The sequence below is a fragment of the Pseudomonas sp. dw_612 genome (genome assembly GCF_018449725.1).
GTDB lineage: Bacteria > Pseudomonadota > Gammaproteobacteria > Pseudomonadales > Pseudomonadaceae > Aquipseudomonas.
Map to the genome: position 1 here is coordinate 62549 of NZ_JAAVVC010000024.1, position 22593 is coordinate 85141.

Below are 22593 nucleotides of genomic sequence, written 5' to 3' on the forward strand. Positions count from 1 at the left end.
TGTGGGAGCGGGCTTGCTCGCGAAGGGGCCAGATGAATCACCATCAATGCCGGATCAGTTTGCTATGTAATTCAGCACTGGCCTGCTGATCCAACTCCAACCAAACCGCCTGCTTGCCCGCAATCTCCGCAGCCGCCGGCAACCCATCCCGATACACCAACCGATTACTCGCCAACCCCGGCACTTTCGTCCCCGGCAATAACGTTCCGGCCAGGTTCAGGGGATCGACCCCGCACACCGCCACCAGGCTCCCGTCATGGGGCCGGCGTCGCACTTCGCGCAGCAACGGGATCGCCTCGGGCAACGCAAATTGTTCCCCCGCCAAACCACTGACAAACCGCCCACCGCGAATCTCGCCCCGGGCCTCCAGCCGATGGAAGGTGCGGAGCAATTCACGCCAGCTCGGCAACCAGTCCGCCTCACGTTCCAGCAAACGCCAGAACACCACGCCGTAGCGACGCAGCAGGGTCATGGCGATGTGTTCGAGGGTGTCGCTCGGCGTCGGCGCCGGATGTTTGTTATCCATAACCGGTGCCGGTGGCCCGCGTCGCAATAATGCCCAACGCCCGGCATCGTCCATGCCGCCGACAAACGCCCCGCGCCCACGGCGACTGCTGCGTTGCTGGCGTTTGCTCGCCGGGGTGATCAGCGCCCGCAGACCGGCAAAACTGTCGGCGTTCACCAGTCCGGCGCCCACCAGTTCCTGCAAGGCGATTTCCAGTTCCGTGCGCAGCAGGTGGGCTTCGTGAATCAGTTCATCGAAAAACAACGCGCCGTGCCGGCTCAGCGCCTCGAAGACTTTTTGCGTCTTGGGCGAGAGTTCGCTGACTGGTGTTTGCTCGGTCAACCCGCTCCACAACCCGACCTGACTGCGCGGCAACAGCAGAATCGGCGTACTGCGCAGGGCCGTGCCCGTGCTTTTGTTGCGCGCGGTCAGGCGCGTCCACACCAGTTTTCCGCTGCGGCACAGGTCATCCAGCCAGCTCGGCGAATAGTCCTTGAGCCGCGCTGGCAGGAGGTCGCTGTCCCACGCCGATGCGGCGGCGGGGTAACCTTCGAATTGCGCGATGATCGACGGCAATACCGCGCTGCCCTGGCCTTGGGTGCCCGGGGACAGATGCTGCCAGTCGAACAGAAACCGCATGAAATCCTGCAACGCCACTGGCTCGATTTCCCGGCGCAGACGCTTGACTGTGTAGCGATGAATCCGCGCGAGCAGATGCCGTTCGCACCATTCTTCAACGGCAGCGCCCGGCGTGAATTGCCCGCGCAGCACATAGCCTTCGCGCTCCAGTTGCGCCAGGGCTTGAGTGACTTGAATCGCCGATAATCCCAGTGGTTCGGCAATCGCTTTGAATGGCAACGGACCAAACGCGCTAAGCCGCGCGCGAATCACTTCCAGCACTGCTTCATCGGTTTCCCAGGTTTCATCGAAACCCGGTAGCGCCTCCAGCGTCGGCAGCAAAATCGCCTGTGGATAAATTGCCCGCAGGCAGGTCAACCGCTCCAGCGCCAACCACAGGGATTGACCGTGATTGATCTGCAAACGGCTGGCGCGACCGCCCTCGGCAAGGGTATTCAACCAATCGAGCCAATGCGGATTGGCCTGGGCCTCGGCATCGCTGATGCACGCCAGGCTCATCAACGCTTCGTGCATTTCATCGACACGGGTGGGCGCGGGCCAGGCTTCATCGCGCACCGCTTGAATCGCCTCGGCATCCAGCGCGCCGAGGTCATCGGTGGATTGCGGATCGCTCCAGCGTCGGTTGAGCACCGCTTGGGTGCGGCGTTCTTCCAGTGGTGCATCGTCGAGAAAAGTGTAGGGCCGGGCGCTGAGGATTTCTGCCGCCAGCGGCGAGGGCGCCGGCAGGTCGCGGCTGATCAGGCGCACGTCGCCGCTTTCCATGCGCCGCAATAGCGCGAGCCAGCCTTCGGTGTCCATGGCTTCGTGCAGGCAATCGTCTAGGGTTTGTTCCACCAGCGGATGCTCCGGCACCTCCCGTTCGCCGGCGAGGTTTTCCACGCAGGCAATCTGATCGGGAAAGACGCTGGCGATCAGGTCTTCGCTTTTCATGCGCTGGATCTGCGGCGCGACTTTGCGTCCACCGGTGTAGCGCGGCAACGCCAACGCGACCCCGGCATTCCAGCGCCAACGCACGCCGAACAGCGGCGCTTCGAGCACCGCTTGAATCAGCAGGTGCTCGGCGCTGTTGCTGTGCAAGTAGCGCCAGACATCGTCGAGTTCAAAACTGTGGCTGGTGGACAGTGACAGGACGATCGCGTCCTCGCTGGCGGCGGCCTGCAATTCGAAGTTGAAGGTACGGCAGAACCGCTTGCGCAAGGCCAGGCCCCACGCACGGTTGATGCGGCTGCCGAACGGCGTGTGAATGATCAGTTGCGTGCCGCCGGACTCGTCGAAAAACCGCTCCATCAGCAGCATGTCCTGGGACGGCAGGGCGCCCAACGCCAGCCGCGCGCGGGCGAGGTAATCCACCAGTTGTTCGGCGCTGGCAAGGTTGAGTCCGAGGGTCTCGGTCAGCCAGTCGATGGCGGGTTGCAAGTTGCCGGGCGTAGCGCCGAGCAAGTTATCGAGTTGCGCTTGCAGACGCGCCACGGCAAACGAAAGTTCCGCGCTGCGCCCCGGCGCTTCGCCGAGCCAGAACGGTATGGTCGGCGGCTGGCCCTGAGCGTCCTCGACCCGGACCTTGCCGTTTTCGACCCGCAGGATGCGATAGGACGTATTGCCGAGCTGGAACACATCCCCGGCAATGCTTTCCACGGCGAAGTCTTCGTTGACGCTGCCAATGTTCAGTCCTTGAGGCTCCAGCAACACGCTGTAGTCGGCGTTGTCCGGGATGGTGCCGCCGCTGGTGACTGCCGTGAGTTTGGCGCCGCGTCGACCGCGCAGGGTTCTGCTTACGGCGTCCCGATGCAGATAAGCGCTGCGGATGCCCTGGCGCCCGTTGTAGCCCTCGGCAAGCATGTGCAGCAGTGCCTGATAGTGTTTTTCGTCGAGACTGGCGTAGGGCGAGGCCTGGCGGAACAGTTCCAGCAGCGCGTCTTCGTGCCATTCCTGGCAACTGACCTCGGCGATGATTTGCTGGGCGAGTACGTCCAATGGCGCGACCGGGATCAGCAGGGTGTCGAGTTCGCCCCGGCGTACGCAGTCGAGCAGCGCGGTGCATTCGATCAGATCGTCGCGGGTGGTGGCGAACAACCGACCTTTTGGCGTGCCGCCAACCTGGTGCCCGGAACGGCCGACCCGTTGCAGAAAACCGGCAATCGAGCGCGGCGAAGCAATCTGACAGACCAGATCGACATCGCCGATATCGATGCCCAATTCCAGCGAGGCGGTGGCGATCAGCACTTGCAGGTCGCCGCGCTTGAGCCGTTGTTCGGCGTCGAGGCGAAATTCCTTGGCCAGACTGCCGTGGTGTGCGGCCACGGCTTCTTTGCCGAGGCGCTCGCTCAGGTGCCGGCTCAGGCGTTCGGCCAGGCGCCGGGTGTTGACGAAAATCAGCGTGGTGCGGTGTTCGCGGGCGAGGGCGGCGAGGCGGTCGTAGACCAATTCCCAGACGTCGTTGGCCATCACGGCCGAGAGCGGCACCGGCGGTACTTCGATGCCCAGGTCCCGTGGGCGGGCGTGGCCGATGTCGATGATTTCGCATTCCCGATCCCGGCCGACGAGGAAGCGCGAAACGGCTTCGATGGGTTTTTGCGTGGCGGACAGGCCGATGCGCATCAGCGGTTGCGGACACAGCGCCTGCAACCGTTCCAGGCTCAAGGCCAAGTGGCTGCCGCGCTTGCTGGCGGCGATGGCATGGATTTCATCGACGATCACCGTGCGCGTGGTGCCGAGCATTTTTCGGCCGGAGTCGGAGCCGAGCAGCACGTAAAGGGATTCCGGGGTGGTCACCAGAATGTGCGGCGCGGTCCTGCGCATTGCCGAGCGGTCTTTTTGCGGGGTGTCGCCGGTGCGCACGGCGGTGTTGATCTGCAATTCGGGCAGGCCCATCACGCGCAATTGTTCGGTGATGCCGGCCAGCGGGTTTTGCAGGTTGATCTGGATGTCGTTGGACAGCGCTTTGAGCGGCGAGACGTAGACCACCAGGGTTTCGTCGGGCAACACGCCGTTATTTTCGAGGCCTTGGTGCACCAGTGCGTCGAGCACGGCGAGGAAGGCCGTCAGGGTTTTGCCGGAACCGGTGGGCGCGGCGATCAACGTCGAGCGATGCTGACGAATCAACGGCCACGCCCGGGCCTGGGCGGCGGTGACCGTCGGGAAGGTCTTGCTGAACCAGGCGCTGACGGCGGGGTGGAAGCCGGCCAGGGCACTGTCTGCGGGGATGGGCAGGTTCATGGGTTAATTTATGCGGGCGGGGTGGGGAAGATGCAAGTACCGCTTGGGATGTGTGTCGATGCTGAGGGCCTCTTCGCGGGCAAGCCTCGCTCCTACAGGGGATCGCGTGCTCTTGTAGGAGCGAGGCTTGCCCGCGAAGAGGCCATTAGCCGCAGCGCAAATCCAGGGGATCTACACTTTACGGATGACGGTTGCGCACTAAACCCGCAAAATGCAACGATTCCGGCATCTATCGACGACATTGCCCGCAGGCAGTGTCGATAAAACCATTGTTCCAATCAGACTGGGCCTGCTGACTCTATGCGAATGCGCCTTATGTTACTGGGCGGCGGAAATGCCCTTGGGCAGGCGCTGATTCGCCTCGGTGCGGAGGAAGACATCGGCTTCCTCGCCCCCCGCCCACCACAAGACGGCTGGGACGCCGCGAGCCTGACGCAACTGCTCGACGACACCCGTCCTGACGCGCTGATCAACCTCGCCTATTACTTTGACTGGTTCCAGGCGGAGGCCGTCAGCGAACAGCGTCTGGCCGGGCAGGAACGGGCGGTCGAACGTCTGGCTGAATTGTGCCAGCACCACAACATCGTGCTGCTGCAACCGTCGAGCTATCGGGTATTCGACGGCTCCCGGGCCACGGCCTACAGCGAAAAAGATGAGCCGGTGCCCTTGGGCCTGCGCGGTCAGGCCTTGTGGCGGATCGAGCAAAGCGTGCGCGCCACCTGCCCGCAACACGTGTTGTTACGATTCGGCTGGCTGCTCGACGACAGCCCCGATGGTACCCTCGGCCGGTTTCTCGCCCGGGCAGAAATGCCGGAAGAACTGCTGATGGCTGACGACCGTCGGGGTAATCCGACACCCGTGGATGATGCGGCCCGGGTGATCATCTCGGTGCTCAAGCAACTCGATTGTGCGGCGCCGCTGTGGGGCACCTATCATTACGCCGGGCATGAGGCGACGACGCCGCTGGCATTGGGGCAGGCAATCATCACCGAAGCACGCAACCTGCACGAACTGGCCATCGAAGCGCCGACCGCCCAGGCTCACGCCGCGCGGCCCGACGCTGCCGAAGAACCGCAACACGCGGTGCTGGCCTGCAAGAAAATTCTGCACACCTTCGGGATCAAGCCCCGCGCCTGGCGCGCAGCGCTCCCGGGCTTACTGGATAGGTTCTATCGCCATGGCTGACGGCCCAGTTTTAATCACCGGCGGCGCCGGTTTCATCGGTTCGCACCTCACCGATGCCTTGCTCGCCAAGGGTCATTCGGTGCGGATTCTCGATGACCTCTCCACCGGCAAACGCAGCAACCTGCCGCTGGACAACCCCAAGGTCGAGCTGATGGTCGGCGACGTCGCCGATGCGGCATTGGTCGCCCGGTCGATGGTCGGTTGCAGCGCCGTCGCGCACCTCGCCGCTGTCGCGTCGGTGCAGGCCTCGGTGGACGATCCGGTGAAAACGCACCAGAGCAACTTCATCGGCACCCTGAATGTCTGCGAGGCCATGCGCCAGGCTGGCGTGAAACGGGTGTTGTTCGCCTCCAGCGCGGCGGTCTACGGCAACAACGGCGAAGGCGAGTCGATCGACGAAGACACCGCCAAGGCACCGCTGACGCCTTACGCTTCGGACAAACTGGCTGGCGAGCATTACTTCGATTTCTACCGCCGCCAGCATGGCCTGGAACCGGCGGTGTTCCGCTTCTTCAACATCTTCGGCCCGCGCCAGGATCCCTCTTCGCCGTACTCCGGGGTGATCAGCATTTTCAGCGAACGCGCGCAGAAAGGCCTGCCGATCACCGTGTTCGGCGATGGCGAGCAGACGCGGGATTTTGTCTACGTTGAAGACCTGGTGGATTTGCTGGTGCAGGCGATCGAGAAACCGCAGATCGAAGTCGGCGCGGTGAATGTGGGTTGGAATCAGGCGACGACGCTCAAGCAGATGCTGGACGCGTTGACGCAAGTGGTGGGCGAGCTGCCGCCCATCACCTACGCCCCGGCGCGTTCTGGTGACATCCGTCATTCCCGGGCGAACAACCGGCGTTTGCTGGAGCGGTTTACTTATCCAGAACAGACGCCGATGAGCGTTGGCCTGGCGCGGTTGTTGGGACGCTGAGTTTTCCGCAGTCATGAAAAAGGCGCCTTTCGAGGCGCCTTTTTTGCTTCTGGATTTCTGTTGTTTGGGCTGATGTCTTCGCGAGCAGGCTCGCTCCCACAGGGGAATGCGACCAACTGTGGGAGCGAGCCTGCTCGCGAAGGGGCCTTAGAACTTGTAACCAAGCCCGACCATGTAGATGAATGGATCAACATCCACATTGACCCGGGCCCGAGTGCCCGGCGCCACGGCGTCGTTTTCCACGGTCGCGCGGGTGTCGATGTCGATGTAGCGCATCTGGGCGTTGATCATGATGTTGTCGGTGATCATGTAGTCGGCGCCAACCTGGAACGCCATGCCCCAGGAGTTTTTCGCCTTGAAGTTGCTGAAACCGTTGGCCTGGGCTTCGCTGCCGACGTGTTCGTCGTAGATCCAGGTGTAGTTGATGCCGGCGCCGACATACGGCTGGAACGCCGACTTGGCATCGAGCGGGTAGTACACGACGCTGAGGGTCGGCGGCAGGTGTTTCAGGGTGCCGAGTTTGCCGTTGGCCGCGCCCAGGGCGGTGCCTTTGATCTTCACGTCATGCTCGAACGGCGAGGCCGCGAGCAGCTCGATGCCCCAGTTGTTGGTGAGCATGTAGGCGAAGTTCAAACCCAGTTGCGTGTCGCTGCTCATCGTGGCTTTGCCACCCAGATTGGCACCCGACAACGGACCCTGATCAACCTTGACGCTGGAGCTGTCGGCTTTCGGGTTGACGGTGATCGCACCGGCGCGAACGATGATGTCGCCGGCCTCGTGGGCGTGGGCGAGCGGGGCTGCGAGCGCGAGGGCAAACAGCGAAGCGCTGAGCTTGGACTTGTTCATGGGGGCTCCAAAGGACGTTAAAAATGTTCGATGTCCAATGGTAAAGAGCCATCTGATACGGTCTTTTGATTCAGCTCAATGAAACAGTGATGGGCCTGTTTTTTGTGGAACCTTTGAGGGCCCCTTCGCGAGCAAGCCCGCTCCCACATTGGATCTGTGCATCAACAAAAATCCCCTGTGGGAGCGGGCTTGCTCGCGAAGACTATCGATCAAACAACACAGAACTCCCGGATTCACTCCGGCAATTCATACACATAAATCTTGTCCGCCTCCATCTGATACCCGGCATCCGCCAACTCGCTGGTCGACGCCTTGACCTGCAACGCCCCCTCGATCCAATACGGCTGATACAATTCATCCAGCTTCACACCGACTTCGCTTTTCACATGCACAATCTGGTTCGAGGGCGGTGGCGGCACGTGGATGCAGGCGCCGAAATACGGCACCAGCAAAAACTCCGTGGTGCGACCTTCTTCGCTCACTTCCAGCGGCACGATGTAACCCGGCAGGCGAATATTTTTGCCGTCGAGGCTTTTCACCACCGGCGCATTCGGCAGGTCTTGCTTGGCGGCGGGCGCCGACTCAAGGGTGCTGCTCATCTGCGACAGATCGTGCAGCGGCGTCATGTTCGGCACTTCGGCCGGGGCGTCCGGCGGGATCATTTCCGACCAGGTCAAATCCTTCGGCTCGGCCGCCCACAACGGCAGGGCGGCCAGCATCAACAGCGCGAGCAGAGCGCGGGGCATCTTCAACGTCCTCATAAACGGATCGACAGGCCATCGGCCAGTGATTGGCGATACGCGCGCCAGGCCGGCACGCTGCCCATCAGCAGCGCGGCGATCAGGATGCCACCGAGCAGCGTCCATTCATATTCGCTCGGCCACGACAGCGGCAGGTACAAACCGTAATTGGCCTGCACGTAACCCTGGGCAGCGGCGATGCACACGTACAGCAACCCCACGCCGGCAATCACCCCGGACAGCGCCAGGGCAAAGGCTTCCAGCACCAGCAGTGTCGCAATATGCCACGGCCGCGCGCCCACCGAACGCAGGATCGCCATCTCGCGCCGCCGTTCATTGAGGCTGGTGAGAATCGCCGTGAGCATGCCGATCAACCCGGTCAACACCACGAACAGCGAAACCACGAACAGGGCTTTTTCCGCCGTGCTCATCAAACTCCACAATTCCTGCAACGCCACGCCCGGCAGGATCGCCAGCATCGGTTCGCCACGGAATTCGTTGATTTCACGCTGCACGGCGAAGGTCGAAATCTTGCTGTTGAGGCCAAGCATGAACGCGGTGATCGCTTGCGGTGTCAGGTCCATGTTGCGCGCCTGATCGGCACTGATCCGGCCTTTGCCTTGGGCGGGCACGCCGTTGTGCCAGTCGATGTGAATCGCTTCCATGCCGCCGAGGCTGATGTGCAGCGTGCGGTCCACCGGGGTGCCGGTGCGTTTGAGAATACCGACCACGGTGAACGGCTTATCGTCGTGCTTGACCAGGCTGATGACCGCCACGCCGTGAGCCAGCACCAATTTGTCCCCGAGTTTGTAGTGCAGCGCGTCCGCCACTTCGGCGCCGAGCACCACTTCGAACGGGTCGGTGGCGAAGGCGCGGCCATCGGCCAATTCCAGGTGTTGCTGATGACCGTACTGGTAATGCTCGAAGTAGGCCTCGGTGGTGCCCATCACCCGATAGCCGCGATGGGAATCGCCGAGAGACATCGGGATTGCCCACTTCACTTTCGGGTTGTTGGCGAAGTGTTCGAAGCTGTCCCAGCGGATGTTGTTGGTGGCGTTGCCGATGCGGAACACCGAGTACAGCAACAGGTTCACTGAACCGGAACGGGCGCCGACGATCAGGTCGGTGCCGCTGATGGTGCTGGCGAAACTGGCTTTGGCTTCGGTGCGCACGCGTTCCACGGCCAGCAGCAGGCAGACCGACAAGGCAATGGCGAACGCGGTAAGGATCGCAGTGAAGCGGCGGTTAGCCAGGCTGGCCAGGGCTAGACGAAACAAATACATCTCAGACCTCGAACGGGGTGGCGGCGCGATTGAGCTCGGCCAGCGACAGGTTGCGGTCGAACAGCGGCGCGAGGCTCTGGTCATGGCTGACGAACAACAGGCTCGATCCGGCTTCGCGGCACTCGGCGAACAGCAGGCGAATAAAGTTTTCGCGAGCGTCGTAGTCCAGGGCCGAGGTCGGTTCGTCGGCAATCACCAGTTCCGGTTGGCCGATCAACGCCCGAGCGGCGGCGACCCGTTGTTGCTGGCCGATGGACAGCGAATCGGCGCGGCGGCTGAGGATGCTTTCATCCTTCAAACCCAGATGCGCGAGCAGGGTGGCGGCGGCTTGATCGACGCTGCCGTGGCGCTGTTTCGCCCGTTCGGCGCGTAATTTGGAAAAGTGGCAGGGCAATTCGACGTTTTCGCGCACGGAGAGAAACGGCAGCAAGTTGAACTGCTGGAAAATGTAGCCGGTGTGATCGACGCGAAAGCGGTCCCGGGCACCGGCGCCGAGTTCGGTCAGTTCCTGGCCGAGCAAACGGATGCTGCCGCGATCGGGCTTCTGCACACCGCCGAGCAGGCCGAGCAGGGTGGTCTTGCCACTGCCGCTGGGGCCCTTGAGGAACAGGGTTTCACCGGGTTCCAGGCGAAACGCCGGGATATCCAGCAGCGGCGGGTGACCGGGCCAACTGAAGCCCAGGTCGGACAGTTCGATGAGTGCTTGGGTCATTTAACCGATTTCACGAGTGTCGATGACCTGTAGGAGCTGACGAGTGAAACGAGGCTGCGATCTTTTGATCTTGATCTTTAAGGTCAAAAGATCGCAGCCTCGTTTCACTCGTCAGCTCCTACAGGGGATTTGTGGGGGATCAGAATTTCAGGGCAGCAGCCTTGGCCGTCACTTCAACACCTTGCTGGCCGCTCGGGCTGATCAGTTGTACCTGAATTTTCTGGGTCGCCGGGAAGGTGTTGAAGATCGTCGCCAGGTCCAGGGTTTTCAGCGCGCCGGGTGCCGAGCAACTGAATTGGTAGTGAGCGTGGATTTCGCTGTGGTCGTGGTGATGTTCGTGACCGTCCTTGTCCGCTTCGTCGTGGTCATCGTCATGATCGTCGGCGTCCGGTTTGTCGCCGAACAACGGGCTTTCGAGTTCCTGCGTCGCCACCTTGCAACCGGCGGCTTTCGGCAGGTTGAACAGCACCAGCGGGTTTTCCAGTTTCGCCCGGGCGGCGGCGACTTTGGCTTTGTCGGCGTCGGTGGTGGCGGCGTGTTCGAAGCCCACCAGGTTCATCGCCGGGCTTTCCAGCTCCAGTTCCAGGGTCTGGCCGTCCAGCGCTGCGTTCAAACGGCCGACGCCATGTTCATGGGCGCCGAGGCTGCCGTGTTCAGGTTCAGTGGCGGCATGGGCAACGGCCAACGGCAACAGGGCAAACGGCAGAGCGAGCAGCAGACGACGCATGGCGGGTCTCCGGAAAGTAAAGTGAAAGGTTTGTTATGTAATCTTATAACGAAAGTGCGGAGAGTTTGCCCGCCCGCTTGGCGTTGCACAAGACCCATGGGAGCATGCAGGTCAGAAATGTGCGGGAGCAGACTCATGTTGCGAATACGCGGAAGCATCGGCGACTGGCCGGTGGATTTGACCCTGGAGATGGACGACGGCGACTGGGCACGGCTCGGCGCGCAGTTGCAGGTCAGCAAAACCGAGGAGGCCAGCGCCCCGGCGGCCAAGCCGCTGAATCAGGATGATGCGCTGTGGCAAATCGCCAAAGACCTGCTGCGCAAGGCCGGGCAGTTGAGCGGTCCGGATTTGCTGGAACAACTGGAAGGGCTGACGGGAAGTGCGGCGTCGGGCAAGCGTTTGTTGGTGCGCTTGCGCCATTGTGCGGATGTGAAAGTGGTGAGCGGCGGGGATACGCCGCTGTACAGCTGGCGCGAGCCAGCGTAGGAGCTGCCGAAGGCTGCGATCTTTTGATCTTTCGGTTGTTTCAACACCGCAAAAACAAGATCAAAAGATCACAGCGTGCCGCAGCTCCTACGGAATCGGGTTCACATGGCCCGGATCCGGTTAGTACAGCGCGGCAAACAACTTGCGTCGGTAGGTGGTCACCAGCGGGTGATCGTTGCCCAGCAGTTCGAACACCTGCAGCAAGGTCTTGTGCGGCAAGCCTTCGCTGTAGCTGCGGTTGCGGATAAACAGCTTCAACAGCGAATCCAGCGCCGGCTCGTATTGCTGACGGGCCAGTTGCTGGATCGCCAGTTGATACACCGCTTCATCGTCCTGCGGATCTTTTGCCAGGCGTGCTTTCAAATCCGCCGCATCCGGCAAATCCTTGGCCTGGCCGAGGAACTGGATTTGCGCCTTGGCACCGGCCAGTGCAGCCTTGTGCTCATCGGTCTTGACCGCGTCGAGCACGGTTTGTGCTTCGCCCAGTTCGCCACGTTCGGTGAGGCAACGGGCATACAGGATCAGCGCTTTGGCGTTGGTGTTGTCTTCGCCCAGCAGCACTTTGAGGATGGCTTCGGCGTCGGCAAAACGGTTGTCGTCGAACAACGCCTGAGCCTGTTCGAACGGATCGGCAGCGGCCGGCGGCGGCATCTGTACATGGGGTTCCAGCATCGCGCGGACGGCGGATTCCGGTTGTGCACCGGCAAAACCGTCTACCGGTTGACCGTCCTTGAACAGCACCACGGTCGGCAGGCTGCGGATACCGAAGCGCGAAACGATGTCCGGCTCGACGTCGCAATTGACCTTGGCCAGCAGCAACTCGCCCTGATAGCTCTCGGCGATGGTTTGCAGCATCGGCATCAGCGCCTTGCACGGCGCACACCATTCGGCCCAGAAATCCACCAGCACCGGTTTGTGAAAAGAGTTCTCGATCACCGACTGGTCGAAATCGGCAGTCGTGGCGTCGAAGATGTACGGCGTTTCCTGACTCATGGGGGATCTCTTGGAAGCGTGAATACGCTCACTATAAGGGCTGGCGCAAAAGATCGCAGCCTTCGGCAGCTCCTACAGGATCGGGTTCACACACGGTCAATGTAGGAGCTGCCGAAGGCTGCGATCTTTTGGCGGCTTCATGGGCGCCGTGCATGGTAAAGGCTCACATGCCGAAACTCTTCAGGCTCGGCCAGATCGGGCAGGGTCATGGCCTCGAGCATTTCAATGCGCCGGTACAACGGATGACGAAAATCCCTCACGCGAGAATCCGCGACCAACGCTTCCCGGCCACGGCTCAAAAACTCATCGAGCAGCGGCAGATTCGCCCGGTCATACAGCACATCGGCGACGAGAATCAGATCAAACCGATCCGCCTCGGCGAAGAAATCCGTCGAATAATTGAGTTCTACGTCATTAAGCTGAGCATTCGCCCGACACGCGGCAATTGCCAACGGGTCCAGGTCACAGGCCACCACTTCCAGCGCCCCGGCCTTGACCGCCGCAATCCCCGCCACCCCGGAACCCGCGCCGAAATCCAGCACTCGCTTGCCTTTGACCCACTCAGGAAACTCCGCGAGATACCGCGCCACCGCCAGGCCACTGGCCCAGCAAAAACTCCAGTACGGCGGCTCATGCAGAATCCGACGGGTTTCTTCCGGGCTGAAGGCGCGGTCCATGTTGTCGCCGTCGATCAGCCAGAGTTTCAGGTCAGTGCCCGGTAACGCGCAGGCGACAAGTTGTGCGTCACCCAGCAGTTCACCCAACGCCTGTTGCAAGTCGAGCGGTTCAATCATGGGGCTTTGACGAATTGCAGCTGACCCAAAGCCTGGGTCGTCGGTTGGGTAATGGTTTGCGACGGCAGGTGCAAAATCAACTGGCCGGACTGGCTGGCGCGGCCGCGCAATTCAACCCGAGCGCCGACCGGGAAGGATTCCGGATTGAAACGCAGGTGAAACGGCAGAATCTGATTGGTGCCGATCAGACTGGAACTGGCCAGCAATTGTTGCGGGCGGGATTTATCGTCGATCACCAGCAACGCCAGTTCCACTTCGGCACCGGCGGGCACGCCTTGCAGGGTGCCGCTCAGTTCACGCTGATACGCCGGCAGCGGGCCGAGGTCAGCGGATTCCTTGGCTTTCTTCTGCGCCGCTTGTGGCGCCGGGCCCGGGGTCGGCGGCTGGGGCTTGGGCGCATCGCTGCCGCAGGCCACCAGCAGGCTTAAAACACTGAGCAGGACGAGCGGTCGAAAGGACATTTTTGGCTCCAGCAAGGTGACATCCATAATAGCTCGTCTGTATACCGCAAACCCTATGGCTTGTCTTGCCACGGGGATGCGCTACCATGGCCCTCCCTTTTTTTGTTGCCTGCCACCATGCACTGTCCCTTCTGCGGTGCCAACGACACCAAGGTCATCGACTCGCGTCTGGTCGCCGAGGGCGAACAGGTGCGCCGTCGGCGTGAATGCCTGGCCTGCGGCGAGCGTTTCACGACGTTCGAGACCGCCGAACTGGTGTTGCCGCGCCTGATCAAAACCGACGGCAGCCGCCAGCCGTTCGACGAAGAAAAACTGCGAGCCGGCATGCAGCGGGCGCTGGAGAAGCGTCCGGTGAGTGTCGAGCGCCTCGAATCGTCGCTGGTGCACATCAAACACAAACTGCGCGCCACCGGCGAGCGTGAGGTCAAATCCCTCGTGGTCGGTGAACTGGTGATGGCCGAGCTGCAAAAGCTCGACGAAGTCGCCTACATTCGTTTCGCCTCCGTGTATCGGCGCTTCCAGGACTTGAACGAGTTCCGCGAAGAGATCGATCGCCTGGCCCGTGAGCCGGTGAAAGAATGACCACCTCCGCAGAACTTGCCATCCTCGACGCCCATTACATGGCCCGTGCCCTGGAACTGGCGCGCAAAGGTCATTACACGACCCACCCCAACCCGCGCGTTGGCTGTGTGATCGTGAAGGACGGGCAGATTGTCGGTGAAGGCTGGCACGTGCGCACCGGCGAACCCCACGCCGAAGTCCACGCCTTGCGCGACGCTGGCGACAAGGCCCGGGGTGCCACGGCTTACGTGACCCTCGAACCGTGCAGCCACCACGGCCGCACACCGCCCTGCGCCGATGCGCTGGTAAATGCCGGCCTCGCCCGAGTCGTCGCGGCGATGCAGGACCCGAATCCGTCGGTTGCCGGTCGCGGCATGCAGCGTCTGGCCCAGGCCGGCATCGCCATCGAAAGCGGCGTGCTGGAAGGCGAAGCGCGCAAGCTCAACGAAGGTTTCCTGAAACGCATGGAACACGGCTTGCCGTTCGTGCGGGTCAAGTTGGCCATGAGCCTCGACGGTCGCACGGCGATGGAAAGCGGCGAAAGCCAATGGATCACCGGCCCGGCGGCCCGTTCGGCGGTACAACGCCTGCGTGCCCAGGCCAGCGTGGTGCTGACCGGCGCCGATACGGTGCTGGCGGACAACGCGCGTTTGACCGTGCGTGCCGCTGAACTGGGTCTGGACGCCGAGCAAACCGCCCTGGCCATGAGCCGTCCGCCGCTGCGGGTGCTGATCGACGGTCGCCTGCGCGTGCCGCTGGATGCGCCGTTCTTCAAGGCCGGCCCGGTGCTGGTCGCCACATGTATGGCGATTGAAGAACAGTACGCCAACGGCCCGGAATGCCTGATCGTGGCTGGCGACGAGGGTCTGGTGGACCTGCGCAAGTTGCTGGTCGAACTGGCCAGCCGTGGGGTCAACGAAGTGTTGGTCGAAGCGGGGCCGCGTCTGGCCGGGGCTTTCGCCCAGCAAGGTCTGGTGGACGAATTCCAGATCTTTATCGCCGGCAAGTTCCTCGGCTCCTCGGCCCGGCCATTGCTGGACTGGCCGCTGGCGCAGATGAAAGACGCGCCCGAGCTGAAAATCACCGAAATCCGCGCGGTTGGCGATGACTGGCGAGTCATCGCCATTCCTTCGCCAGCGGCGAGCGTATAATTCCCGGCCGCAGCCTAGCGACGGCTTTGTTCTCGAGGAGGACTCCATGTTTACCGGCATCATCGAATCCATCGGCAGTATTCGTGCATTGACCCCAAAAGGCGGAGATGTGCGGGTCTACGTAGAAACCGGCAAGCTCGACCTGAGCGACGTCAAACTGGGCGACAGCATCGCGGTCAACGGCGTGTGCCTGACCGCCGTCGAGCTGCCAGGCAACGGTTTTGCGGCGGACGTCAGCCGTGAAACCCTCGACTGCACCGCCATGAACGACCTGAAAAGCGGCAGCCCGGTCAACCTGGAAAAAGCCCTGACCCCGACCACACGTCTGGGCGGGCATCTGGTCAGCGGTCACGTCGATGGCGTGGGCGAAGTGGTTGCCCGCACCGAGAACGCCCGCGCGGTGGAATTCCGTATTCGCGCGCCGAAAGACCTTGCCAAGTACATCGCCCATAAAGGCTCGATCACCGTCGATGGCACCAGCCTGACCGTGAACGCAGTCGATGGCGCCGAGTTCTTGCTGACGATCATTCCCCACACCCTGAGCGAAACCATCATGGCGTCGTACCAGCCAGGTCGCCGGGTGAATCTGGAAGTGGACTTGCTGGCACGTTATCTGGAGCGCCTGTTGCTGGGCGATAAGGCCGCAGAGTCTGACTCTTCACAAAAGCCGTCCGGAAACATCACCGAAAGCTTTCTGGCCCAAAACGGCTACCTCAAATCCTGACTCAAGGGGGTGCCTTGTGGCGCTCAATAGCATCGAAGAACTGGTTGAAGACATCCGCCAAGGCAAGATGGTCATCCTCATGGATGACGAAGACCGCGAGAACGAAGGCGACCTGATCATGGCCGCCGAGTGCTGCCAGCCTGAACACATCAACTTCATGGCCAAGCACGCCCGTGGCCTGATTTGCATGCCGATGAGCCGTGAGCGCTGCGAACTGTTGAAGCTGCCGCTGATGGCACCGCGCAATGGTTCCGGTTTCGGCACCAAGTTCACCGTGTCGATCGAAGCCACCACCGGCGTGACCACCGGTATTTCCGCTGCCGACCGCGCCCGCACCGTACAGGCCGCTGCCGCCAAGGATGCCAAGGCTGAAGACATCGTCAGCCCCGGCCACATCTTCCCGCTGATGGCCCAACCCGGCGGCACCCTTGCGCGCGCCGGCCACACCGAAGCTGCTTGCGACCTGGCGCGCATGGCCGGTTTCGAGCCGAGCGGTGTGATCTGCGAAGTAATGAACGACGACGGCACCATGTCCCGCCGCGCCGAACTGGAAACCTTCGCCGCCGAACACAACATCAAGATCGGCACCATTGCCGACCTGATTCACTACCGGATGATCCACGAACGTACCGTTCAGCGGATTGCCGAGCAGCCGCTGGACAGCGAATTGGGCCAATTCAACCTGGTGACCTATCGTGATTCCGTGGAAGGCGACGTGCACATGGCCCTGACTCTGGGCACCGTGTGCGCCGAAGAACCGACCCTGGTCCGGGTGCATAACATGGACCCGCTGCGCGACTTGCTGATGGTCAAGCAACCGGGCCGCTGGAGCCTGCGCGCCGCCATGGCCGCGGTTGCCGAGGCCGGCAGCGGCGTGGTGTTGTTGCTCGGGCACCCGCTCGATGGCGATGTGCTGCTGGCACATATCCGTGAAACCGCGGAGCACATCCCGGCGAAAAAACCGACCACCTACAGCATCGTCGGTGCCGGTTCGCAGATCCTCCGGGACCTGGGCGTACGCAAAATGCGCCTGATGAGTGCGCCAATGAAATTTAATGCGATATCCGGTTTCGATCTGGAAGTTGTAGAATACGTGCCCTCCGAATAATGACCGGTTGTTTCCGGGCCTTGATTCGCGGTTAACACATCACTGAGGGGCGCGTAGAAAACGCGTCCCGGCTCTTTAAGAGATCTAACGAATGACCCTGAAGACCATCGAAGGTACCTTCATCGCCCCTAAAGGCCGCTACGCTTTGGTAGTAGGCCGTTTCAACAGCTTCGTCGTTGAAAGCCTGGTCAGCGGTGCAGTTGATGCCCTGGTTCGCCATGGCGTGAGCGAAAGCGACATCACCATCATCCGTGCGCCTGGCGCCTTCGAAATCCCGCTGGTTGCGCAGAAAGTCGCTCAGAAGGGCGAATACGCGGCAATCATCGCCCTGGGCGCGGTCATTCGTGGCGGTACTCCGCACTTCGAATACGTGGCGGGCGAATGCACCAAGGGCCTGGCCCAGGTGTCCATGGAGTTCGGCGTACCGGTCGCGTTCGGCGTCCTGACCGTTGATTCCATCGAGCAAGCCATCGAACGTTCCGGCACCAAGGCCGGCAACAAAGGTGCTGAAGCTGCCCTGTCCGCTCTGGAAATGGTCAGCCTGCTGGCGCAGTTGGAGGCCAAGTGATTAGCGACGACAGCGATCAGTTCAACCCGCGCGATCCAAAACCTGCGGATGCCGGCAAGCCATCGAAAAGCGTCAAGCGTCGCGAAGCCCGTCAGCTCGCGACTCAAGCGCTGTACCAATGGCACATGGCCAAGCAATCGCTGAACGAGATCGAAGCGCAGTTTCGGGTCGATAACGATTTCAGCGATGTCGATGCTGCCTACTTCCACGACATCCTGCACGGCGTTCCGGCTCACAAGCCCGAGATCGACGCTGCACTGTCGCCGTGCCTGGACATCACCATCGAAGAGCTCGACCCGGTTGAACTGGCGGTTCTGCGCCTGTCCACCTGGGAACTGCTCAAGCGCGTCGACGTGCCGTACCGCGTTGTGATCAACGAAGGTATCGAGCTGGCGAAAGTCTTCGGTTCCACCGACGGCCACAAGTTCGTCAACGGTGTACTCGACAAGCTGGCCCCGCGTCTACGTGAAGCTGAAGTGAAGGCGTTCAAGCGCTAATAAGCGCTTGTAGTTGCCATGGGCGAGTTTGAGCTGATCCGCAATTTCTTCGCCGCCGCGCCTTGTGCGCAGGGCGGCGAGGGCGTTGCCCTTGGGATCGGCGATGACTGCGCCTTGCTGGCTGTTCCTTTCGGGGAGCAGTTGGCGATTTCCACCGACACCTTGGTCGCCGGTGTGCATTTCGCAGATCCCTGCGACCCGTTTTTGCTCGGTCAGCGCTCGCTGGCTGTAGCGGTCAGTGACCTGGCCGCCATGGGCGCCACCCCCGTTGCCTTTACCCTTGCTCTGACTTTGCCGACGGTGACCGCCGATTGGCTGGATGCTTTCGCCCGTGGTTTGAATGTGATGGCGCAAGGCTGTGGCGTGGCGCTGGTGGGCGGCGACACCACCCGTGGGCCGCTGAGCCTGACCATGACCGTGTTTGGGCGGGTGCCGAGCGGTCAGGCGTTGACTCGCAGCGGCGCGCAGCCGGGGGACTTGCTGTGTGTTGGCGGGGAACTGGGCAATGCCGCTGGCGCCTTGCCGCTGGTGCTCGGTCAGCGCACCGCTGATAAAGCCATCGCCGATCCGCTGCTGCGCCATTACTGGTCGCCGCAACCGCAACTGGCCCTCGGTCAGGCGTTGCGCGGCAGGGCCACCTCGGCGCTGGATATCTCCGATGGCCTGCTCGCCGATTGCGGGCACATCGCGCTCGCGTCCAAGGTCGGCATTCAGGTTGAGCGGAGCAAGCTGCCCGTGTCGCAAGCCTTGGTGGCTTTTCTCGGTCAGTCGGGCGCTGAAGACGCCGCACTGAGCGGTGGCGATGATTATGTGCTGGCCTTCACCCTGCCACCCGTCGAATTGCCTCGGCTGCTGGTGGACGGCTGGCCGGTCCACGTGATCGGTCGCGTCGTGACGGGGCAGGGCGTTGTGCTGCTGGATGCCAATGGCCAGGACATCACCCCGCAAACCCGGGGCTATCAACATTTTCGGGAGACACCGTGACCGATCATCCCAAACAGACCCCGGCGGAATTCGTACCGCCTTCTGTCTGGCGTAATCCGTGGCATTTCCTCGCGTTCGGCTTCGGTTCCGGCACCTTGCCAAAGGCGCCGGGCACGTGGGGCTCGTTAGTTGCGCTACCCTTTATCCCGTTATGGCAGATGTTGCCCGACTGGGGTTACTGGCTGATGCTCGGCATCACCATGCTGTTCGGCTTCTGGCTGTGCGGCAAAGTGGCCGACGATTTACGGGTGCACGATCACGAAGGCATCGTCTGGGATGAGATGGTCGGGATGTGGATCACCCTGTGGCTGGTGCCGGAAGGCTGGTACTGGTTGTTGGCGGGGTTTCTGATGTTCCGGTTTTTCGACATTCTCAAACCGTGGCCGATTCGCTGGATCGACCGGCACGTGCATGGCGGTGTCGGGATTATGCTCGACGACGTCTTGGCCGGGGTCTTCGCCTGGCTGGCGATGCAGGGCCTGGTGCGGTTTTTCGCCTGAGTGGCGAAGCAGGGGACTCGGGATGGCTCGACGCGGGTTGATGGTGATTTTCGCGCTGTTTTGCTCGCTCGCTCAGGCGGGGGATGCTGCGACGACGCCGTCCGTGATTCATCTGGCCAGCGAAGACTGGGAAGACTACACCGCCGCTGACGGTCATGGCCTGGGTTGGGACGTGTTGCGCGCGGTCTTCGAGCCGGCCGGGGTCAAACTGGATATCCGCACCGAACCCTACACTCGCGCCGTCGGCCTGGCCCAGCGTGGCGAAGTGGACGCCTGCGTGGGCGCCTATCTCAACGACACCAGCGACGTGCTCTATCCGCACTGGAACTTCGACACCGATCACATCTATGCCCTGGGCCTGGCGAGCAACCCGCCACCGACCCCGGAAACCCTCGGCAACTATCGATTGGCCTGGGTGCGTGGCTACAAGTATCAGGATTACCTGCCCAACGTGCAGCGCTATAACGAGGTGGTACGGCGTACTGGCATCCTGTCGATGCTGACCCACAACCGCGCTGACTATTACATCGACGCGCTGACCGAGATCAATTTCGTGGTCGCCCGGGCCAAGGATCCATCGCAGTTTCGCCGCACGCACATCGCCGAATTGCCGCTGTACCTGTGCTTCGCCGACACCCCCAAGGCCCGCGCGCTGATGGCGTTGTTTGACCAGCGCATGGGGGTGCTGGTGAAAAACGGGCAGTTGAAACCGATCTTTGCGAAGTGGAAACAGCCTTATCCGTTTGATGCGAACTGAACACCGATCTATGGGTTGATGCTGAACCCTGTGGGAGCGAGCCTGCTCGCGAAAGCGGTTGTAGCAGCTGCCGAGGTACGAGGCTGCGTTCGGCTGCGCAGCAGTCGTGGAATCAGACACTGCGGTGATTCAGGAAGACCGCGTGCTCAGGTTTGACGACTGCTTCGCAGCCGAACGCAGCCTCGTACCTCGGCAGCCGAACGCAGCCTCGTACCTCGGCAGCTGCTACAGGGCTTAGAAGGCTCTGATCAAACTTTTTGATCGTTATGCTCCATAATTCAGCCTAAGCGTCTGAAGAAAGCTGCTGTTACAATGCCGCCTCTGCGAATCTCCAGTACTTATTGATCAGGAGCACACCGGTGCCTGTCGTTTTTGTCGCCGCTTCGAAGCTGCCAACGCCTTTTGCACAATTCACCATGCACGGCTTTCTCGATGAAGAGAACGGGCGCGAGCACGTCGTACTGAGCCTGGGTGATTTTGCTGACGGTGCCCCGGTTCTCGGCCGGTTGCACTCCGAATGCCTGACCGGCGATGCCTTGTTCAGCCAGCGTTGCGACTGCGGTTCGCAACTTGAAGCCGCGTTGCAGGCTATCGCCCGTGAAGGTCGTGGCGTGTTGCTGTACTTGCGTCAGGAAGGTCGTGGAATTGGCCTGCTGAACAAAATCCGCGCCTACGAATTGCAGGACGGCGGCGCCGACACCGTTGAAGCCAACGAGCGTCTGGGCTTTGCCGCCGACCAGCGTGACTACGCCATGTGCCTGCCGATGCTTCAGCACCTGGGTGTGAAATCCCTGCGCCTGATGACCAACAATCCACGCAAGGTCAAAGCCTTGACCGACATGGGCATCGTGGTCGCCGAGCGCGTGCCGCTGCACACCGGCCACAACCCGCACAACAAACTCTACCTGGCGACCAAGGCCAGCAAGCTCGACCACATGATGGGCAACGAGCACCAGGGCGAGGCCGACCGGGCGTGACCCGCGGTCAGGTGCGGCGGCGACTGTCCGTCAACTGGTGGCAATACCTGGCGCTGGCCCTGGTGCCGCTGTTCGTGATCAACGGCGTGTTCGGCCAGAGCGAGGCGATCCTGCCGGTGCTGGCGATGCCACTGTTTATCGCCGGTGTGGCCTCGATGTTCGTCAGCCTGAAGTTTTTCAGCGGCTACAAACATGCACTGATCGCCACCCAGAAAGCCCTCGACACCCCTGAAGAACCCGCCGCCTGGATTGCCCTTGCCGCCAAGCGCCGCGCGGCGTTTCTCGCGGCCGGCCTGCCGGCGTGGATCGGTGCATTGGCGGTGTTCGTCGGCCTCGAAGCCGTGCCGCTGGTATTGCTGGCGCTGTCGACCGCGGTGCTGTTCTACCTCTACCGTATCCCGCGTCAACTCGGCTGATGCTGCGTCATTGGCTGGCGGTTTTGCTGCTGGCCGTCAGCGGCTCGGTGTATGCGGTCGAGCGCGTTGTCAGTCTCGCGCCGTCGCTTACCGAAATCGTTGTAGAGCTGGGTTCCGCCGACTTACTGGTCGGGGTACTGGATGCTGGTGAGCGTCCTGCTGAACTCAAGGATCTTCCTTCCGTTGGCCGCTATGGTCAGTTGGACATGGAACGCTTGCTCAGCCTCAAACCCGATCTGCTGTTGCTCTGGCCCGGCAGCGTTGGCCCCGCCCAGCGTGAACAACTCAAGCGCCTGAACATTCCCACCTATGTCGCTGACCCCCACAACCTCAAACAACTCACGGCGCAGATTGAAGCAATTGCCACGCAGCTCGGCCGACCGGATCGGGGCGTAACGCTGGCGGCTGACTTGCGCCAAAAACTGGATGACCTGCGCCAGCGCTATCGCCGGGACACGTCATTGCAGGTGTTCTATCAAGTCTGGGATCGGCCGCTGTACACCGTGGGCGGCGGGCAGATCATCAGCGATGCGCTTGAAGTGTGCGGCGCGCGCAATGTGTTTGCCGACCTGACGCTGCCGGCGCCGCAGGTTAGCGTCGAGGCCGTGCTGCAGCGCAATCCCGAGGTGATTCTGGCCAGTGATCAGGCGCAGTTGGAGGCGTGGAAAGCCTGGCCGCAGGTGACGGCAGTGGCTCGCGGGCAATTGTTGTTGGTGACGGATAAAGGGCTGGAGCGGCCGAGTGGGCAGATGATTGAGGCGACGGCCAGGTTGTGTCAGTTGATTGCACCAAACCGTTGAGACCTTCGCGAGCAAGCTCGCTCCCACACTGGATCTGTGAA

24 protein-coding genes are annotated in these 22593 nt (G+C 62.0%); 15 read left to right on the plus strand and 9 right to left on the minus strand.

Features of this window, described 5'->3' with window-relative positions; all coding sequences use genetic code 11:
* Positions 1 to 43: 43 nt before the first annotated feature.
* Entirely contained in the window at positions 44 to 4360 is a 4317-nt protein-coding gene (locus tag HB680_RS27830) for a DEAD/DEAH box helicase (RefSeq protein WP_213941546.1), read from the minus strand.
* A gap of 300 nt (positions 4361 to 4660) precedes the next feature.
* Here HB680_RS27830 and HB680_RS27835 point away from each other — a divergent pair, with 300 nt between their 5' ends.
* Together HB680_RS27835 and HB680_RS27840 are read left to right on the plus strand one after the other, a co-directional pair.
* A complete protein-coding gene (locus HB680_RS27835) occupies positions 4661 to 5545 on the plus strand; it encodes a sugar nucleotide-binding protein (RefSeq protein ID WP_213941547.1) in 885 nt (294 codons plus the stop codon).
* A complete protein-coding gene (locus tag HB680_RS27840; protein ID WP_213941548.1) occupies positions 5538 to 6467 on the plus strand; it encodes an NAD-dependent epimerase/dehydratase family protein in 930 nt (309 codons plus the stop codon). Before HB680_RS27835 ends, HB680_RS27840 begins: the two co-directional genes overlap by 8 nt.
* Before the next feature lie 147 nt (positions 6468 to 6614).
* Here HB680_RS27840 and HB680_RS27845 read toward each other — a convergent pair whose 3' ends face one another.
* From HB680_RS27845 to HB680_RS27865, 5 genes are all read right to left on the minus strand, one after another.
* A complete protein-coding gene (locus HB680_RS27845) occupies positions 6615 to 7313 on the minus strand; it encodes an OmpW family outer membrane protein (RefSeq protein WP_213941549.1) in 699 nt (232 codons plus the stop codon).
* A 233-nt stretch (positions 7314 to 7546) separates the two neighbouring features.
* Positions 7547 to 8059: a DUF3299 domain-containing protein gene (locus tag HB680_RS27850; protein ID WP_213941550.1), complete on the minus strand. Its 513-nt coding sequence runs from the start codon at positions 8057 to 8059 to the stop codon at positions 7547 to 7549.
* 11 nt (positions 8060 to 8070) lie between these two features.
* Positions 8071 to 9336, minus strand: coding sequence for an ABC transporter permease (locus HB680_RS27855; protein ID WP_213941551.1), 1266 nt, complete (start codon positions 9334 to 9336; stop codon positions 8071 to 8073).
* Between the two features lies 1 nt (position 9337).
* Complete coding sequence (locus HB680_RS27860) at positions 9338 to 10048, minus strand: ABC transporter ATP-binding protein (protein ID WP_123404426.1); 711 nt, start codon at positions 10046 to 10048, stop codon at positions 9338 to 9340.
* A gap of 139 nt (positions 10049 to 10187) precedes the next feature.
* On the minus strand, positions 10188 to 10775 hold the full coding sequence (locus tag HB680_RS27865; protein ID WP_213941552.1) for a DUF2796 domain-containing protein: 588 nt from the start codon (positions 10773 to 10775) through the stop codon (positions 10188 to 10190).
* Between the two features lie 135 nt (positions 10776 to 10910).
* Between HB680_RS27865 and HB680_RS27870 the strand changes: the two genes are divergently transcribed.
* Positions 10911 to 11261: a hypothetical protein gene (locus HB680_RS27870; protein ID WP_213941553.1), complete on the plus strand. Its 351-nt coding sequence runs from the start codon at positions 10911 to 10913 to the stop codon at positions 11259 to 11261.
* Positions 11262 to 11381: 120 nt separating this feature from the next.
* Here HB680_RS27870 and trxA read toward each other — a convergent pair whose 3' ends face one another.
* The 3 genes from trxA to HB680_RS27885 form a co-directional block, all read right to left on the minus strand.
* Positions 11382 to 12254, minus strand: a complete 873-nt coding sequence (trxA, locus tag HB680_RS27875; protein ID WP_213941554.1) for a thioredoxin — start codon at positions 12252 to 12254, stop codon at positions 11382 to 11384.
* Positions 12255 to 12391: 137 nt separating this feature from the next.
* Positions 12392 to 13048 (minus strand): 50S ribosomal protein L11 methyltransferase, encoded by a 657-nt coding sequence (locus tag HB680_RS27880; protein ID WP_213941555.1) that lies wholly within the window; start codon positions 13046 to 13048, stop codon positions 12392 to 12394.
* The gene (locus tag HB680_RS27885) at positions 13045 to 13509 is read right to left on the minus strand and encodes a hypothetical protein (RefSeq protein ID WP_213941556.1); all 465 of its coding nucleotides are present in this window, start codon (positions 13507 to 13509) and stop codon (positions 13045 to 13047) included. Before HB680_RS27885 ends, HB680_RS27880 begins: the two co-directional genes overlap by 4 nt.
* 117 nt (positions 13510 to 13626) lie before the next feature.
* Here HB680_RS27885 and nrdR point away from each other — a divergent pair, with 117 nt between their 5' ends.
* The 12 genes from nrdR to HB680_RS27945 all read left to right on the plus strand — a co-directional run bounded on the left by nrdR (position 13627) and on the right by HB680_RS27945 (position 22552).
* Positions 13627 to 14091, plus strand: coding sequence for a transcriptional regulator NrdR (gene nrdR / locus HB680_RS27890; RefSeq protein ID WP_003228656.1), 465 nt, complete (start codon positions 13627 to 13629; stop codon positions 14089 to 14091).
* Complete coding sequence (ribD, locus tag HB680_RS27895) at positions 14088 to 15221, plus strand: bifunctional diaminohydroxyphosphoribosylaminopyrimidine deaminase/5-amino-6-(5-phosphoribosylamino)uracil reductase RibD (protein WP_213941557.1); 1134 nt, start codon at positions 14088 to 14090, stop codon at positions 15219 to 15221. The genes nrdR and ribD overlap by 4 nt, the downstream gene beginning before the upstream one ends.
* A gap of 46 nt (positions 15222 to 15267) precedes the next feature.
* Positions 15268 to 15945, plus strand: a complete 678-nt coding sequence (locus tag HB680_RS27900; protein ID WP_213941558.1) for a riboflavin synthase — start codon at positions 15268 to 15270, stop codon at positions 15943 to 15945.
* Positions 15946 to 15961: 16 nt separating this feature from the next.
* Positions 15962 to 17053, plus strand: a complete 1092-nt coding sequence (gene ribBA / locus HB680_RS27905) for a bifunctional 3,4-dihydroxy-2-butanone-4-phosphate synthase/GTP cyclohydrolase II (protein WP_054052341.1) — start codon at positions 15962 to 15964, stop codon at positions 17051 to 17053.
* A 91-nt stretch (positions 17054 to 17144) separates the two neighbouring features.
* Positions 17145 to 17621 carry a 6,7-dimethyl-8-ribityllumazine synthase gene (gene ribE / locus HB680_RS27910; RefSeq protein ID WP_003185938.1) on the plus strand — a complete coding sequence of 159 codons (477 nt, stop codon included), beginning with the start codon at positions 17145 to 17147 and terminating at the stop codon, positions 17619 to 17621.
* Positions 17618 to 18118 carry a transcription antitermination factor NusB gene (gene nusB / locus HB680_RS27915; protein ID WP_123509921.1) on the plus strand — a complete coding sequence of 167 codons (501 nt, stop codon included), beginning with the start codon at positions 17618 to 17620 and terminating at the stop codon, positions 18116 to 18118. The genes ribE and nusB overlap by 4 nt, the downstream gene beginning before the upstream one ends.
* An 18-nt stretch (positions 18119 to 18136) precedes the next feature.
* Positions 18137 to 19102: a thiamine-phosphate kinase gene (gene thiL / locus HB680_RS27920; protein WP_213941559.1), complete on the plus strand. Its 966-nt coding sequence runs from the start codon at positions 18137 to 18139 to the stop codon at positions 19100 to 19102.
* Positions 19099 to 19602, plus strand: coding sequence for a phosphatidylglycerophosphatase A (locus tag HB680_RS27925; protein WP_213941560.1), 504 nt, complete (start codon positions 19099 to 19101; stop codon positions 19600 to 19602). Before thiL ends, HB680_RS27925 begins: the two co-directional genes overlap by 4 nt.
* Positions 19603 to 19624: 22 nt before the next feature.
* Complete coding sequence (locus HB680_RS27930; protein ID WP_213941561.1) at positions 19625 to 20359, plus strand: transporter substrate-binding domain-containing protein; 735 nt, start codon at positions 19625 to 19627, stop codon at positions 20357 to 20359.
* 359 nt (positions 20360 to 20718) lie between these two features.
* Positions 20719 to 21336, plus strand: coding sequence for a GTP cyclohydrolase II (gene ribA, locus HB680_RS27935; protein ID WP_054052350.1), 618 nt, complete (start codon positions 20719 to 20721; stop codon positions 21334 to 21336).
* Complete coding sequence (locus tag HB680_RS27940) at positions 21333 to 21752, plus strand: MFS transporter (protein WP_213941562.1); 420 nt, start codon at positions 21333 to 21335, stop codon at positions 21750 to 21752. Before ribA ends, HB680_RS27940 begins: the two co-directional genes overlap by 4 nt.
* Positions 21752 to 22552, plus strand: a complete 801-nt coding sequence (locus HB680_RS27945; RefSeq protein WP_213941563.1) for a cobalamin-binding protein — start codon at positions 21752 to 21754, stop codon at positions 22550 to 22552. The genes HB680_RS27940 and HB680_RS27945 overlap by 1 nt, the downstream gene beginning before the upstream one ends.
* Positions 22553 to 22593: the final 41 nt, after the last annotated feature.